This window comes from Metapseudomonas cellulosilytica (genome assembly GCF_049334135.1).
Taxonomy (GTDB): Bacteria; Pseudomonadota; Gammaproteobacteria; order Pseudomonadales; family Pseudomonadaceae; genus Metapseudomonas.
Window position 1 is genome coordinate 258494 of record NZ_JBHZGN010000005.1, and the last position, 14571, is coordinate 273064.

The window sequence follows — 14571 nt, forward strand, 5'->3', positions numbered from 1 at the left end:
TCTCCGCGGTTCAGACGATGGTGAACAGCGGCTGGTCGTACTCAACCGGCTGACCGTTTTCCACCAGGATGGATTCGATCACGCCGCTGGCCTCGGCCTCGATGTGGTTCATCATCTTCATGGCTTCGACGATGCAGAGGATGTCGCCCTTCTTCACGCTCTGGCCGACTTCGACGAAGGAGGCAGTGGTCGGGGACGGCGAACGGTAGAAGGTGCCGACCATCGGCGAGCGGACCACATTGCCGTTCAGCTTCGGCGCTGCCGGGGCAGCGGCTTCGGCGGCGGCGGCGGCGGCAGGAGCGGCAGCGGCGATCGGAGCTGCGACCGGCATCGGGGCGGCGGCATAGATCGGCTGGGCGGCCATGGCCTTGTTGCTGTGGCGGCTGATGCGCACGGACTCTTCGCCCTCGCGGATCTCCAGTTCGTCGATGCCGGATTCTTCCAGCAGTTCGATCAGTTTCTTGACTTTACGGATATCCATTAATCATCAACTCCCAGGGGTGAGGTCAGGGGCGTTCAAGGTGTTCTAGCGCCGCGTCCAGGGCCAGGCGGTAGCCGGTGGCACCCAGACCGCAGATCACTCCCACGGCAACGTCGGAAAAGTAGGAGTGATGGCGGAAAGGTTCGCGTTTGTGCACGTTGGACAAGTGCACTTCGATGAATGGGATGCTCACAGCGAGCATCGCGTCACGTAGGGCGACACTTGTATGCGTGAAAGCAGCAGGATTGATGATGATGAAGTCCACTCCCTCGCCGCGGGCAGCGTGGATTCGATCGATCAGCTCGTACTCGGCATTGCTCTGCAAATACATCAGGTGATGGCCGGCCTCGCGGGCGCGACGCTCCAGGTCCTGGTTGATTTCGGCCAGGGTGGTGGCGCCGTACTTGTCGGGCTCGCGGGTGCCCAGCAGGTTGAGGTTGGGGCCATGCAGGACGAGCAGGGTGGCCATGCTGTTTGTTCCTTGTTGGAGGGCAGGCGGCACTATGCCGGATAGCGGAAATGGCTGTCCAGTTGTCAACAATAGTCGACAAGATGCCCGGTGTTTGCGGCAAATATATGACGTTATACCCGTCAGCGCGATGCATTCACCCGTTGCAGACGAGCGGCGAAGGCCTTGGCATCGATTTCACCTACGACACGCAGATCGGCCAATTCGTCACCCTTGCCATCGAAGAACAGGATGGCGGGCGGTCCGAACAGCTTGTAGCGGTCGAGCAGAGCACGCTGCTCGGCGTTGCTCTCGGTCATGTCGAAGCGGATCAGGCGGTAGCCGCCCAGTTGCGAGGCAACCTCCGTGGCGGTGAGGACTTCACGCTCGATCACCTTGCAACTAATGCACCAGTCGGCGTACCAGTCCAGCAGCAGGGGCTGGCCAGAGCGCTTGGCGTCGGCAAGGACGCCGGTGAGTTCCGCCGCGGTCTTGATGGTCTGCCACTCGCCGACGGCCGGTACGACGGACGGCGCACCAACAAGGTGCGAGCGGCCCAGCGGGCGCAGTGGATCGGATTCGCCCTGCAGCGCACCGGCCCAGGCGGCCACGGCATAGACCAGCAGGACCAGGCCGCCGAGCTGCGCCAGGCGCGCGCGGGGTGCCTTGGGGGTGAATTCCAGGGCGCCGAGAAAGAGCGCCACGCCGCCGGCCAGCAGGCCCCAGAGGCCCAGCGCCAGCGGGCCGGGCAGGACCCGTTCGAGCATCCAGACGGCCACTGCCAGTAGCAGCACGCCGAAGGCGTTGCGTACCGCGACCATCCAGACACCTGCCCTGGGTAGCAGCGCGCCGCCGCCGGTGGCGAAGAGCACCAGGGGCGCGCCCATGCCCAGGCCCAGAGCGAAGAGTTTCAGGCCGCCGCCAAGGGCGTCGCCGCTGGCACTGATATACAGCAGGGCACCGGCGAGCGGCGCCGAGACGCAGGGCGAGACCAGCAGGCTGGAGAGTACGCCGAGCAGCGCCGCGCTCCAGATCGAACCGCCTTTGGTGCTGCCCGCCAGGGTGTCCAGCGGACCGCTGATGAAGCGCGGCAGGCGCAGCTCGTAGAGGCCGAACATGGCCAGGGCGAAGAGGGTGAAGAAGCCGGCGAAGGGGACCAGCACCCAGGCCGATTGCAGCCGCGCCTGGAGGTTGAGTTCGGCACCGAACACGCCCATCAGTGCGCCCAGCAGGGCGAAGCAGGCGGCCATCGGCAGCACATAGGCCAGCGACAGCACCAGGCCGCGGCCACCCCCGGCCTGGCCGCGCAGCACCACGCCGGAAAGGATCGGCAGCATCGGCAGCACGCAGGGGGTGAAGGTGAGACCCAGGCCGGCGAGGAAGAACAGCGCCAGTTCGTGCCAGTTCCAGCTCTTGCCGGCTGCACCGCTGCCAACATCACTGGCGCCGCCGCTTGCCGGGCCCGCGGCGGCGAGCTGCAGCACCTCGATTTCCGGCGGGTAGCACAGGCCCTTGTCGGCGCAGCCCTGGTAGGTCACCCGCAAGGCGCTGGGCGCCGTGCGCGCCGGGTCCAAGGGCAGGTCGACGTCGAGGACGCCGTAGTACACCTCGACATCGCCGAAATACTGGTCGTTCTTGTGCTTGCCGGGCGGCAGCACCGCTTGCCCCAGGCCGCTGTCGGCGGGCTCGGCGCGGAACTGGAAGCGGTGGCGATAGAGGTAATAGCCTTCGGCGTTGGTGAAGCGCAGCTTCACCGAAGTTGGGGTGCTTTCCACCAGGCTGAGGCGGAACGCCTCGCGCACCGGCAGGAAATCGCCGCTGTTGTTCAGGGGGGCGCCCAGGGTCGGGTTCGGGCGGTTGTCCAGCAACCCTGCGGCGGCGGGCAGGGCCACCAGCAGCAGGATAAGGCTAAGCAGGCGGCGCATAGGGGGCTCTTGGTCAGAAAACGCTCGCATCATAGCGAATCTCGGGCCTTTCCTGCAGGTTCGGGGCTGTAAGCGGTTTTGTCCTGAGTCTGGATGGGCGTGTGCAGAGGTAGGGTGGGCTTCAGCCCACCATCCCCTAAGCGAGCGGCCAAAGCCTACCCAGCCTGCATGTCATGCCTCACCCGGCCGCGACAATAGGTCGCGCCTCAGACGCGGAAGGCCTTGACCGTAGTGTGCAGCTGTCCGCCCAGTTCGAGCAGGCGCTCGCCCTGGCTGCGGCTGTCGCCGATGCGCGCCAGGTTGGCGCCGCCCAACTGGTGGATCTGTTCGCTGTGGTCGCGGATGTCGCTCACCGCGCTGCTTTGCTGGGCAGTGGCGTCGGCGATGCGCTCGGCCATGCTGGCGATGGTGCGGATGGCGCTGACCACTTCCACCAGCGCGCCGTCGGCGGCGGCGGCCTGCTCGGCGCTGGCCTCGGCATGCTCGACCTGGATGCGCATGGCGTCCACCGATTGCCGGGCCGCCTGCTGCAGGCGACCGATCAGTTGCTGGATCTCGCTGGTGGCGCCCGTGGTGCGCAGGGCCAGGGAGCGCACTTCCTCGGCGACCACGGCGAAGCCCCGGCCCATCTCACCGGCGCGGGCGGCTTCGATGGCGGCATTGAGGGCCAGCAGGTTGGTCTGTTCGGCGATGCCGCGGATCACCGTCAGCACCTTGTCGATGGTTTCCGTTTCCTCGGCCAGGCGTTCCACCGCCTGGGCGTTGTTCTGCACTTCGCCCACCAGTTGATGCAGCCCGGCCAGGCTCTGGTCGATCACGCTCTGGCCCTGTTCCACGGCGCGTCCTGCGTCACGGCTGGCATCCGCGGCCAGGCTGGCGTCGCCGGCCACCTGCTGGATGGTGCTTTCCAGTTCGCCCAGGGCGTCGCGGATCTGCGCGGTACCGCCGGCCTGGTCTTCGGCGCCGGCGTGCAGGCCGTTGTTCAGCTCGGCCAGGGCGCTGCTGCTGCCGGCCACCTGCTCGGCGTGCTGGCGGATGGTGCCCACCAGCTCGCCCAGGTAGTCACGCAGGCGGTTGAGGGAGTCCTCGATGCGGCGCAGGTCCAGGGTGGCGGAGCCGAGGGCGATGGGGCGGCTGAAATCGCCTGCGGCCCAGGCGCCCAGCGCGTTGACCAGACGGCCGAGGACCTGGGTCAGGCGGCGCTGGATGCGGTCGATGGAGAGGGCGATAAGCAGGATCAGGCCGATCATCAGGCCCTGCATCAGGCGTACCTCCGCCTGGATGCGGCCATGCTCGGCGCGCACGGTTGGCTCCAGGGCGGCCAGGGCGGCTTGCAGGGCGTCCACTCGCTGGGCGGTGGCGGCGGTCAGGGCAGCGCGGCGCTGGATCAGCTCGCGGGTTCGTGCCAGCTCACCGGGGTAGCGCTTGAGCAGACCGCCGAGCTCGCGCTTGAGGGCGATGCCGCGGTCCTCCGCCTGGCTGGATTCGCTGCTGTTTTCCAGGCCCATCATGGCGGCGAAGTCGTCGGCGGCCGAACTGCTGCTGTCAGTCACGCCGAGCAGAGGCAATTGTTCCAGTCGGGCGCTGTCGCGGACGAGGGCTTCCAGCTCGCGTTCGACGTCGGCGGCCAGCTCGTCGCGGCCGCTGGCCACCAGCTTGGCACGCGCCTGGCTGAGGCGATTCAGGTGCTGGGCCGCGGCGAACAGCGGTGCACGATAGTCGCCGGCGGACGGGGCGCTGGCGGAAGTGGCGTACTGGTCGAGCTGGTCCAGGGCGCCGGCGATCTCCCGCTCGGCCTGGATCAGCAGGCCCTGGGGATCGCCCGCCAGCTTGCCGGCCGCCAGCAACTCGCCACGGGTGAACTCCCGCAGTTCATTGAAGCTGGGCTGCAATTCCCGGGTGAATTCGGCGGGAAGCTGGGCGAGGCCCTTTTCCAGGCTGTCGATGCCCTGGTTGGCGGCGCTATGGCGCAAGGCATCACCGCTGCCCAGGTAGGCCTGGACGTTGTCCGCCACTTCGCCGCGGAAGCGCTGGGCCAGTTCCAGGTACTGCTCCATCAGTTGATAGGGCCGCTCCAGCGCGCGTTGCGACCACCAGAGGGTGGCCCCCAGCGCCAGGCACACGGTGACCAGCAGCAGGGTAATCAGGTTGGTGAGCAGTTTCAGGCGCATCCGGTCCTCGCAGACTTCCGATAGCCCGCCCACGATCGCGCGTACGACCGTGGACCGGCTCTGAGAGATGGCCAGATGATATTGCTGTTTGGTGACAGTCCCGTGACGGCGGCGGTTCAGTCCTGCTGCAGCTCCACCCGGTTGCGCCCGCCGCGTTTGGCGCGGTAGAGCGCTTCGTCGGCCTGCTTGGACAACTGGTTGATGTCGAGGCCGTCCTGCAATTGGGCGATGCCGCAACTGAAGGTGCAGCTGAGGTCGTGGGGCTGCGCTGGATAACGGATTTCGGCGAAGCGCCGGCGGATCTCCTCCAGCACCCGCTGCGCGGCGGCCAGGTCGGTGTCCGGCAGCACCACGGCGAATTCCTCGCCGCCGTAACGGCCGATATGGTCGGTCTTGCGCAGGCGTTGCTTGAGGAACAGCGCCAGGCTCTTGATCACGCGGTCGCCCATGGGGTGGCCGTAGGTGTCGTTGACCTTCTTGAAGTGGTCGATGTCGAGCATGGCGAAGCACAGCGGCTTGCCATCCCGGCGCGCGCGGGAACTGGCGTCCTCCAGCAACTGCAAGGTGTGGGTGTGGTTGAACAGCCCGGTCAGGCTGTCGCGCACCATGCGGGCTTTCAGGCTGCGGGCACGATTGGCACGGGTGCGCACCGTGGCGATCAGGTGGCGTGGCTTGATCGGCTTGGTGAGGAAGTCGTCGCCGCCCTCGCTCATGGCGTCCAGCTGTTTGTTCAGGTCGTCCTCGGCGGACAGGAAGATGATCGGCACGCTGACATAGCGCTCGTGCTGGCGGATCACCTTGGCCAGTTCGGTGCCCTGGCACGCGGGCATGTACATGTCGAGGATGATCAGGTCGGGCTGGAATTCGGCCAGGGCGAGCAGGGCTTCCACCGGTTCGGTGATCACCCGGGTCACGATGCCGGCAGAATTGAGGACCATCTCGGTATGGGTGGCCTGGGCGCGGGAGTCGTCGACGATCAGCACCTTGAAGGGGTCGTAGTGGGCGGTGCGGGTCAGGGTTTCCAGCTTCTCCAGCAGGCTGGAGGCGTCCAGAGCGCCGGTGAAGAACTCCTGGCCCCCGGCGCGCACGGCGGCCAGGCGGGTCGGCGCATCGGTTTCCTCATGGCTGAAGAAGATGATCGGCAGCTTCAGTTCCAGGCCCTGCTGGGCTTCGCGGGCCAGCTCCAGGCCGATGCCGGGGCCGGCGAAGTCCACTTCCAGCACGATGGCCGCCGGATGCCGCTCGGCCATGGCCGCGCGGAAGGCATCGGCGCTGTCACAGCGCTGTGCGTGGAGACCGAAGAATTCCAGCTGCTGGCTCAGCCGCAGGGCGCGCTCCTCGCTCTGCAGCGCCAGGTACACCGGCTTGCGCAGGGGCGGCAGGAAGGTCTGCTCGAACTGGTCGCCATGGCGCAGGCCCGTGCGCGACAGGCGTTGCATCAGCACACTGAGCTCGGTGATCAGGTCGCTGGACAGCCGTCCGCGGTTCTCCTCCACCCCTTGCAGGCAGTTGCCGATGGCCACCGCCAGGCGGCTGTGCTCGGCCTGCTCGAAGCGTTCGGCGTAGCGCTGCAGGTAGAGGCTGGCCTCGGCCAACTCGGCCATGCGCGCCGCACTCCATTCGCTGCGTTGCAGGCGCTGCCAGATTTCCAGCACCTGTCGCGCCTGGTTGGTCACCCGCTGGGCGAAGTGGTGTTTGAGTCGGTCGCGGCTGGGGTCTTCGTGCTCGGTCATGGCCCGGCTTCTTTGAGGGAGGGGCGCCTGGAGGCGATGCGGGTGATGGCTTCATGCTATCACCTTGTCGCAAGCACGCCAGTGCCATCAATCCCGGTATTGCCCTGTGCGCCAGGTAAATCGGGTCGATTTGCGACCAGGAGGGTTGCAGGACCGGCGCTCCGGATGATGGTTTGGTTCAGGGTCACTGCGTTGCGCCCGCGCTTCCCTTATAGTGCTGGACCTGGCCAGGATCCCCTTGGCGGATCCTGGCCGAACCCTTTCCGTGCTGATCGAGAGTTGAAGGACACTGCCATGCTGGACTGGAAGAAACGTATGGGCGACGCGCGCGAGCGCGTGGATGATTCGGTTGACGACGTGCGCAGCTATCTGGGCGGCATCTGGCTGAGCCGCGCCCTGGGCAGCCTGCTGGTGATCTACCTGCTCGCCTGCATGGTGGTGGGCTGGTACTGGAGCCGCGAACCCGATCTCTTCCCCGTGCAGCAGAACGCTCAGGCCGCGGCGGACCGCGCCGGTCGGCAGATGGTCAGCGGCTATACCACGGTGGAAACCCTCAAGGGTGTGGCCCAGACCCTGCTGGACAAGAGCGGCGGTTACCTCTCCAACGACCTGGCGCCGCCCGGCCTCTGGCTGGACAACATGCCCGCCTGGGAATACGGCGTGCTGGTCCAGGTGCGCGACCTGTCCCGCGCTTTGCGCAAGGACTTCGCCCGCTCCCAATCCCAGTCCACCGAGGATCCGGACCTGGCCAAGGCCGAGCCGCGTTTCAACTTCGACAACAAGAGCTGGGCGCTGCCCGCGTCCGAGGCCGAGTACCAGGAGGGCATCCGTTCGCTGGATCGCTACCTCGCCCGCCTGGCCGACCCCAAGCAGCCCAATGCGCAGTTCTATACCCGCGCCGACAACCTGAACAACTGGCTGGGTGACGTCGCCACCCGCCTCGGTTCCCTGTCTCAGCGCCTGTCCGCCAGCGTCGGCCGGGTACGCCTGAACACCGACATCAGCCCGGAAGCCGCTGCGGCCACTGGCCAGGTGCCGGCGGTGAGCGAGGAAATCGTCGAGACCCCCTGGCTGCAGATCGACAATGTCTTCTATGAAGCCCGTGGCCAGGCCTGGGCGCTGTCGCACATCCTGCGCGCCATCGAGGTCGACTTTGCCGACGTGCTGGCGAAGAAGAACGCCACCATCAGCGTGCGCCAGATCATCCGCGAACTGGAGGCCGCCCAGGAGCCCCTGTGGAGCCCCATGGTGCTGAACGGCAGCGGCTACGGCGTGCTGGCCAACCATTCGCTGGTGATGGCCAACTACATCTCCCGTGCCAACGCGGCGGTGATCGACCTGCGCCAGCTGCTGGAGCAGGGCTGATGGCCATCGACGAACGCGAGGCGGCCCACCGCGCCGCCTCCGATGCCGAGCGGGTGGCCTGGGTCGACGAGCAGGATCGTCCCCTCGGCGGCCTGCCGCGCGCCGAGCTGCGCGAGCGCGGGCTGATCTCCCGAGGCACCTTCATCCTCCTGTTCAACGCCGCCGGCCAGCTCTGCGTGCACCGCCGCACCCTCAGCAAGGCGCTCTACCCGGGCTACTGGGACGTGGCCGCCGGCGGCATGGTGCAGGAAGGCGAGGGCTACGCCGAATCCGCCGCCCGTGAGCTGGAAGAGGAACTGGGCATCGCCGGGGTGCCCCTGCGTGAGCATGGCCGCTTCTATTTCGACGAGCCGGGCAACCGCCTCTGGGGGACGGTCTTCTCCGCGGTCTCCGATGCGCCGTTGAAGCTGCAGCCGGAGGAGGTGCTGGAGGCGCGCTTCATGAGCGTGGACGAGGCGCTGGCCCAGAGCCCTTGCTGCCCGGACTCGCTCAAGGCGCTGCGACTCTACCTGGCGTCGCTCTGACTTGTGGGGGCGATTTCAATCGCCAAGGGCTGCGCAGCAGACCCGCGACCTCGAAGGGCAGCCCTTCGGTCTGCTTGGCGAATGAATTCGCCCCTACATTGAAATGCCGCGTTTCATCCCTGCCAAACCCGCGCCGGGCGCGGGTTTGTGCAGAATCTCGGACCTTTTCGTGCGGGATGCTGCACGGAGTCGCCAATCTGTCGATCAATGGCGCATTTTCGTACTTAGCATTCGCCGCGAATGCTGCTAAATTTCGCCGCCTTTCAAGCCCGGTATCCCACCGGGTGCGCTGCCCCTGCCAGAGTGGGGCTTCGCGGTCGGCACCCCGCCGGCCAGTCGCTATCCTGACCCCTACGAGGAAAGCCGGTGGTCAAGAAAGCTTCGTCCTTTGCCGCCCTCGGCGGCCTGGTGTACTCCACCGACAGCGGCCGGCACTGCCCGGAATGCCGCCAGCCCATCGATGCCTGCATCTGCAAGCAAGCCACCGTGCCTGCTGGCGACGGCATTGCCCGCGTGCGCCGTGAAACCAAGGGCCGTGGCGGCAAGACCGTCACCACCGTCAGCGGCGTGCCGCTGGCCGAAGATGCCCTGAAGGATCTGGCCAGTGCGCTCAAGCGCCGCTGCGGAACCGGTGGAGCCCTGAAGGACGGCGTGATCGAGATCCAGGGCGACCACGTGGACCTGTTGCTTGAAGAACTCGCCAAGCGCGGCTTCAAGGCGAAGAAATCCGGCGGCTGAGCCACGGCTTTCTAAACTGACCGTCACCGCAGCGGTCAACACTCCAACGTCATACGACCGAATTAATCTGTCCGCGCCCGCCCGGCACGATCCGGCGGGCATGGCTCTTTTCATCCCACAGGGGGAAACCGATGTCTGCACGACGCACGCGCAAGGACGATGGCACCAGCTGGACCGTGGCCGACAGCCGCAGTGTCTATGGCATTCGCCACTGGGGCGCTGGCTATTTCGCCATCAACGAGGCCGGCCGCGTCGAAGTGCGACCGAAAGGGGCCGGTAGCGCGCCGGTGGACTTCTTCCACCTTGTCGACGACCTGCGTGATGCGGGCCTGTCGCTGCCGCTGCTGGTGCGTTTCCCGGACATCCTGCAGGACCGCGTGCGCCAGCTGACCGGTGCCTTCGACGCCAATATCGAGCGCCTGGAGTACCAGAGCCGCTACACCGCCCTGTACCCGATCAAGGTCAACCAGCAGGAAGCGGTGGTGGAAAACATCATCGCCACCCAGAACGTCTCCATCGGCCTGGAAGCCGGCTCCAAGCCCGAGCTGCTGGCCGTGCTGGCCCTGGCGCCGAAGGGCGGCACCATCGTCTGCAACGGCTACAAGGATCGCGAGTTCATCCGCCTGGCGCTGATGGGCCAGAAGCTCGGCCACAACGTCTTCATCGTCATCGAGAAGGAAGCCGAGGTGGACTTCGTCATCGACGTCGCCGCCGAGCTGAAGGTCGCGCCCCAGGTGGGCCTGCGCGTACGCCTGTCGTCCCTGGCCTCGTCCAAGTGGGCCGACACCGGTGGCGAGAAGTCCAAGTTCGGCCTCTCCGCGGCGCAGATCCTCTCGGTGGCCGAGCGCTTCCGCAAGGCCGGCCTGGACCAGGGAGTGCGCCTCCTGCACTTCCACATGGGCTCGCAGATCGCCAACCTGGCCGACTACCAGCACGGCTTCAAGGAAGCCATCCGCTACTACGCCGAACTGCGCAACCTCGGCCTGCCGGTGGACCACATCGACGTCGGTGGCGGCCTGGGCGTGGACTACGACGGCACCCACTCGCGCAATGCCAGCTCCATCAACTACGACATGGACGACTACGCCGGTGTCGTGGTGGGCATGCTCAAGGAGTTCTGCGACGCCCAGGGCCTGCCGCATCCGCACATCTTCTCCGAGAGCGGCCGCGCCATGACCGCGCACCACGCCGTGCTGGTGATGCAGGTGACCGACGTCGAGCGCCACAACGACGAAGTGCCGAAGATCGAAGATATCGAGGCACTGCCCGAGGCCGTGCGCTGGCTCGCCGAGCTCCTGGGCCCGACCGACGCCGAGATGGTCACCGAGACCTACTGGCGCGCCACCCACTACATGAGCGATGCCGCTGCCCAGTACGCCGAAGGCAAGCTGACCCTGGCCGAGAAGGCCCTGGCCGAGCAGACCTACTTCGCCATCTGCCGCCGTCTGCACAACCAGCTCAAGGCGCGCCAGCGCTCCCACCGCCAGGTGCTCGACGAGCTGAACGACAAGCTGGCTGAGAAGTACATCTGCAACTTCTCGGTGTTCCAGAGCCTGCCGGACACCTGGGCCATCGGCCAGGTGCTGCCGATCCTGCCGCTGCACCGCCTGGACGAGGAACCCCTGCGACGCGCCGTGCTGCAGGACCTGACCTGCGACTCCGACGGCAAGATCAAGCAGTACATCGACGAGCAGAGCATCGAGAGCAGCATGCCGGTGCACGAAGTGCGCGATGGCGAGGATTACCTGCTGGGCGTGTTCCTGGTAGGGGCCTACCAGGAAATCCTCGGCGACATGCACAACCTGTTCGGCGACACCGACTCGGTCAACGTCTACCAGCATGACGACGGCAGCGTGTACCACGCCGGTATCGAAACCCACGACACCATCGAAGACATGCTGCGCTACGTGCACCTGTCTCCCGAGGAGCTGATGGCGCTCTACCGCGACAAGGTGGCCAGCGCCAAGCTGAGCCCGCGGGAACGCACCCAGTATGTCGACGCCCTGCGCCTGGGGCTGACCCGTTCGTCCTACCTGTCGTCCTGATCCTCAGCTGAATGAAGAAGCCCGGCCCCGCGCCGGGCTTTTTCATTCGAGCTTGCGAAGCCGTAGGGTGGACCACGCTTTATCGGTCCACCGTCGGTGGTTTGGCTGGATGCCGAAATGGTGGAAATGAAAAGCGATTTCCACCCTACGATTGTGGGAGCGAATTTATTCGCGAACGGCTTCACCGGTGGCTCGGCACCCACCTACGAACGACCCGACGAACCCCCTGGCCAAATCCGCCATCCGGCGCTTTCATTTCCGCCAGCCTTCTGAATCCTGTCGGAGCCTACCCATGCCGCGCGTCCTTCTGCTCGAATGCAGCCCCAACGACCAGGCTTCCCCGGGCGGCCAACTGGCCCGGGAAATGGCCCGGCGCATCCATCCCAAGGCCGAGGTGATCGTCCGCAACCTGGTGCGCGATCCATTGCCGCCACTCTGCGCCGGCTATGCCGAGGCGGTGGTGGGCAAGTCGGATTGCGCCGAGGAGCACTTCGCCCTCTCCGAACAACTGATCGGCGAGCTGGAACGCAGCCACTACCTGCTGATCTCCACCCCCATGCACAACTACATGGTGCCGGCGGCGCTCAAGCTCTGGCTGGATTACGTGGTACGCATCCATCGCACCTTCGAGATCCACGATGGCCGGCGCGACGGCCTGCTGGAAGACCGGCCGACCTTCGTGGTGCTGAGTTCCGGTGGGCACTACCTGGGGGCCAAGGCCAAGCAGATGGACTTCCTCTCGCCCTACCTGCGCCATGTGCTGGGCATCATCGGCCTGCACCATGTGGAGTTCATCCACCTGCAGGGCCTGTCCGCCGGCGCAGAGGCCGTTTCCGCCGCGCTGGCGCAGGCCCGGGAGCGGTTGTCGTTCAATCCGGTTTTCGCCCCCGAACCCTTCCCCGACATAGTCCTGTAGGGGCGACTTCATTCGCCAGGCAGGACGCGTCCTGCCAGGGCTCGTTGTTGGGCTCAGCTCCCGATCACTCCATAGCCGCGCGCCATCAGCACCGCGAACAGCGGCAGCAGCAGTGCCAGCAGCAATTCCAGGCGGATCACCATGATCACCGCCTTGGCCTTGCCCGGGCTCATCTGCGGCACCTGGCCGGCCTGCAGGGTGTTGCGCCAATTGAGAAAGACGAAGGTGGGAAAGCTGGAGAGCAGGGCGATCAGCACGAACAGCCCCATCTTGGCGTGGAACATCGAGTTGTTCAGGTAGTAGTCCAGCCCCTTGCCGTACCAGATCACCCGCGCCAGGCCGGTGGCCAGCACCGCACCTGCGGCGAGGCCGTAGGCGATATCGATACGCACCAGGCTGCGGGCTCGCTCCAGGTCCAGCGGCAGCTTGAACAGGCGGTGCTCCAGGGTGAGCAGGGCGAAGAGCACGAAGATCGACAGAAAGTGCAGGTAGGCGGCGACGGCTTGTCCCATGGGAGTTCCTTCAGGTCATCGGGTTGGTTTTCGTTATTGCCATCCTGGCCGGGCACTCAGCACGTGCGGGTGCCGAACCAGCCATCGCACTGGTCCAGGCGCCAGGCCAGGGTGCCGAGGCAGAGACCGCGCAACAGCATGAAGGCGAGGAAGGTCAGCCAGAGTCCGTGGTTGCCGAGAAACTGTAGCGCCCATCCCAGCGGCAGGCTAAGGCCCACCGCCACCAGCATGGCATTGCGCATTTCTCGGGCACGGGTGGCGCCGATGAACAGGCCATCCAGCAGGTAGCTCCAGACCGCGATCAGTGGCAGCAGCGCCAGGTACGGCAGGTAGCTGTGGGCCACCTCGCGCACCGCCGCGATATCGCTCTGCAGGTCGATGAACAGGCCGCCGCCCACCATGAAGAACAGTGCGAAGGCCAGGCTCGCCAGCAGCGACCAGCCCCCGGCCACCAGCAAGGACCGGCGCAGGGCCTGGTGGTCGCGGGAGCCGATGGCGTGGCCGCAGAGGGCTTCCACCGCATGGGCCAGGCCGTCCAGGGCATGGGCGGTGAGCAGCAGGCCGTTGAGCAGCAGGGCGTTGGCCGCCACCGTGGCGTCCCCCAGGCGGGTGCCCTGCACGGTAATCAGGAAGAACACCAGTTCCAGGGCCAGGGTGCGGATGAAGATGTCGCGGTTCACCGCCAGCAGCGGGCGCCAGTTCTGCCAGCGGAGCAGGGCAGCGCGGTCCAGGTGGCCCGGATGGGCCCGCAGGGACCGGCGGGTCAGCGCCAGGCCGAGCAGGGCGCCGCTCCACTCGGCGATCACCGAGGCCCTTGCCGCGCCGGCCACGCCCCACTCCAGGCCGAGGACGAACCAGAGATCCAGCACCAGGTTGATCAGGTTGGTGGTCAGCAGGATCGCCAGGGGCGCCCGGGCATTCTGGGTACCGAGGAACCAGCCCACCAGGGCATAGCTGGCCAGGGCCGCCGGCAGGCCCAGCAGGCGGATATGGAAGAATTCGCGGGTCAGCGCGTCCAGTTCGGCGGAGGGTTGCATCAGCCCCAGGGCGAAGCCGGTGAAGGGCACCGCCAGCACCCCCAGTACCAGGGCGAAGCCGAACGCCAGCAGCAGCCCCTGCAGCAGCACCTGGCGCAGGGCGCCGCCATCGTCGCGGCCGGCAGCCTGGGCGGCGAAGCCGGTGGTGCCCATGCGCAGGAAGCCCATGGCCCAGACCAGCAGGGTATAGAGGCTGCCGCCCACCGCCGCCGCACCCAGTTGGTGGGCGTGGGGCAGGTGACCGATCACTGCGCTGTCCACCAGCGCCACCAGTGGCACGGAAATGTTCGAGAGGATCATGGGCGCGGCCAGGGCCCAGACCTTCCGGTGGGTCGGGGAATGCCGCCAGGCGTCGAGGAACAGACTCATGCAGGGCTCCAGTCAGGCGGCGCAGTATAGCGGGCCGGGTGCATCTGTCGGCCCGGCGGCAACTCCGGGTAGGAATGTTTTCTGCCTGTTGAGCGAAATATCTGGTTCGCGCGGAATGGCCGTTTCGCGGGTTGACCCTCCCGGCGCCCGAACCTATAAATCGCCGGCCCCACGCAAGGGGCACCTTCGTTTCCTGATCAAGCGAGCCATGGACAGTATCCCCAGTAGATGCCGGCCAGCCTTCCACGCGATGGCTGGCTCGATGAACACAACCCAAGCACGACGGAGCCCGAAACGGGCCGGTCGG

12 protein-coding genes are annotated in these 14571 nt (G+C 66.6%); 5 read left to right on the forward strand and 7 right to left on the reverse strand.

The features are described 5' to 3' along the window. Positions 1-10 precede the first annotated feature (10 nt). From accB to ACFW0H_RS08805, 5 genes are all read right to left on the reverse strand, one after another. Complete coding sequence (gene accB, locus ACFW0H_RS08785) at positions 11-481, reverse strand: acetyl-CoA carboxylase biotin carboxyl carrier protein (RefSeq protein ID WP_422913510.1); 471 nt, start codon at positions 479-481, stop codon at positions 11-13. A gap of 25 nt (positions 482-506) precedes the next feature. After that, entirely contained in the window at positions 507-950 is a 444-nt protein-coding gene (gene aroQ, locus ACFW0H_RS08790) for a type II 3-dehydroquinate dehydratase (protein ID WP_151137447.1), read from the reverse strand. Between the two features lie 122 nt (positions 951-1072). Beyond that, positions 1073-2854 carry a protein-disulfide reductase DsbD gene (locus ACFW0H_RS08795; protein ID WP_422913511.1) on the reverse strand — a complete coding sequence of 594 codons (1782 nt, stop codon included), beginning with the start codon at positions 2852-2854 and terminating at the stop codon, positions 1073-1075. Between the two features lie 206 nt (positions 2855-3060). Further along, positions 3061-5025, reverse strand: coding sequence for a methyl-accepting chemotaxis protein (locus ACFW0H_RS08800; RefSeq protein ID WP_422913512.1), 1965 nt, complete (start codon positions 5023-5025; stop codon positions 3061-3063). A 116-nt stretch (positions 5026-5141) separates the two neighbouring features. Beyond that, positions 5142-6758: a diguanylate cyclase gene (locus ACFW0H_RS08805; protein ID WP_422913513.1), complete on the reverse strand. Its 1617-nt coding sequence runs from the start codon at positions 6756-6758 to the stop codon at positions 5142-5144. 294 nt (positions 6759-7052) lie between these two features. Between ACFW0H_RS08805 and ACFW0H_RS08810 the strand changes: the two genes are divergently transcribed. From ACFW0H_RS08810 to ACFW0H_RS08830, 5 genes are all read left to right on the forward strand, one after another. Further along, a complete protein-coding gene (locus ACFW0H_RS08810) occupies positions 7053-8123 on the forward strand; it encodes a DUF2333 family protein (protein WP_422913514.1) in 1071 nt (356 codons plus the stop codon). Then, positions 8123-8647, forward strand: a complete 525-nt coding sequence (gene yfcD / locus ACFW0H_RS08815) for an NUDIX hydrolase YfcD (protein ID WP_422913515.1) — start codon at positions 8123-8125, stop codon at positions 8645-8647. Before ACFW0H_RS08810 ends, yfcD begins: the two co-directional genes overlap by 1 nt. A gap of 366 nt (positions 8648-9013) precedes the next feature. Then, positions 9014-9385, forward strand: coding sequence for a translation initiation factor Sui1 (locus ACFW0H_RS08820; RefSeq protein WP_422913516.1), 372 nt, complete (start codon positions 9014-9016; stop codon positions 9383-9385). Between the two features lie 131 nt (positions 9386-9516). Next, positions 9517-11430 (forward strand): arginine decarboxylase, encoded by a 1914-nt coding sequence (gene speA / locus ACFW0H_RS08825; protein WP_422913517.1) that lies wholly within the window; start codon positions 9517-9519, stop codon positions 11428-11430. Between the two features lie 292 nt (positions 11431-11722). Then, complete coding sequence (locus ACFW0H_RS08830; protein ID WP_422913518.1) at positions 11723-12346, forward strand: FMN-dependent NADH-azoreductase; 624 nt, start codon at positions 11723-11725, stop codon at positions 12344-12346. 53 nt (positions 12347-12399) lie between these two features. On the opposite strand, the gene ACFW0H_RS08835 is transcribed toward ACFW0H_RS08830, so the two are convergent. Together ACFW0H_RS08835 and ACFW0H_RS08840 are read right to left on the reverse strand one after the other, a co-directional pair. Beyond that, positions 12400-12858 (reverse strand): DUF2214 family protein, encoded by a 459-nt coding sequence (locus ACFW0H_RS08835; RefSeq protein ID WP_422913519.1) that lies wholly within the window; start codon positions 12856-12858, stop codon positions 12400-12402. A gap of 56 nt (positions 12859-12914) precedes the next feature. Continuing rightward, the gene (locus tag ACFW0H_RS08840; RefSeq protein WP_422913520.1) at positions 12915-14264 is read right to left on the reverse strand and encodes an MATE family efflux transporter; all 1350 of its coding nucleotides are present in this window, start codon (positions 14262-14264) and stop codon (positions 12915-12917) included. Positions 14265-14571 lie beyond the last annotated feature (307 nt).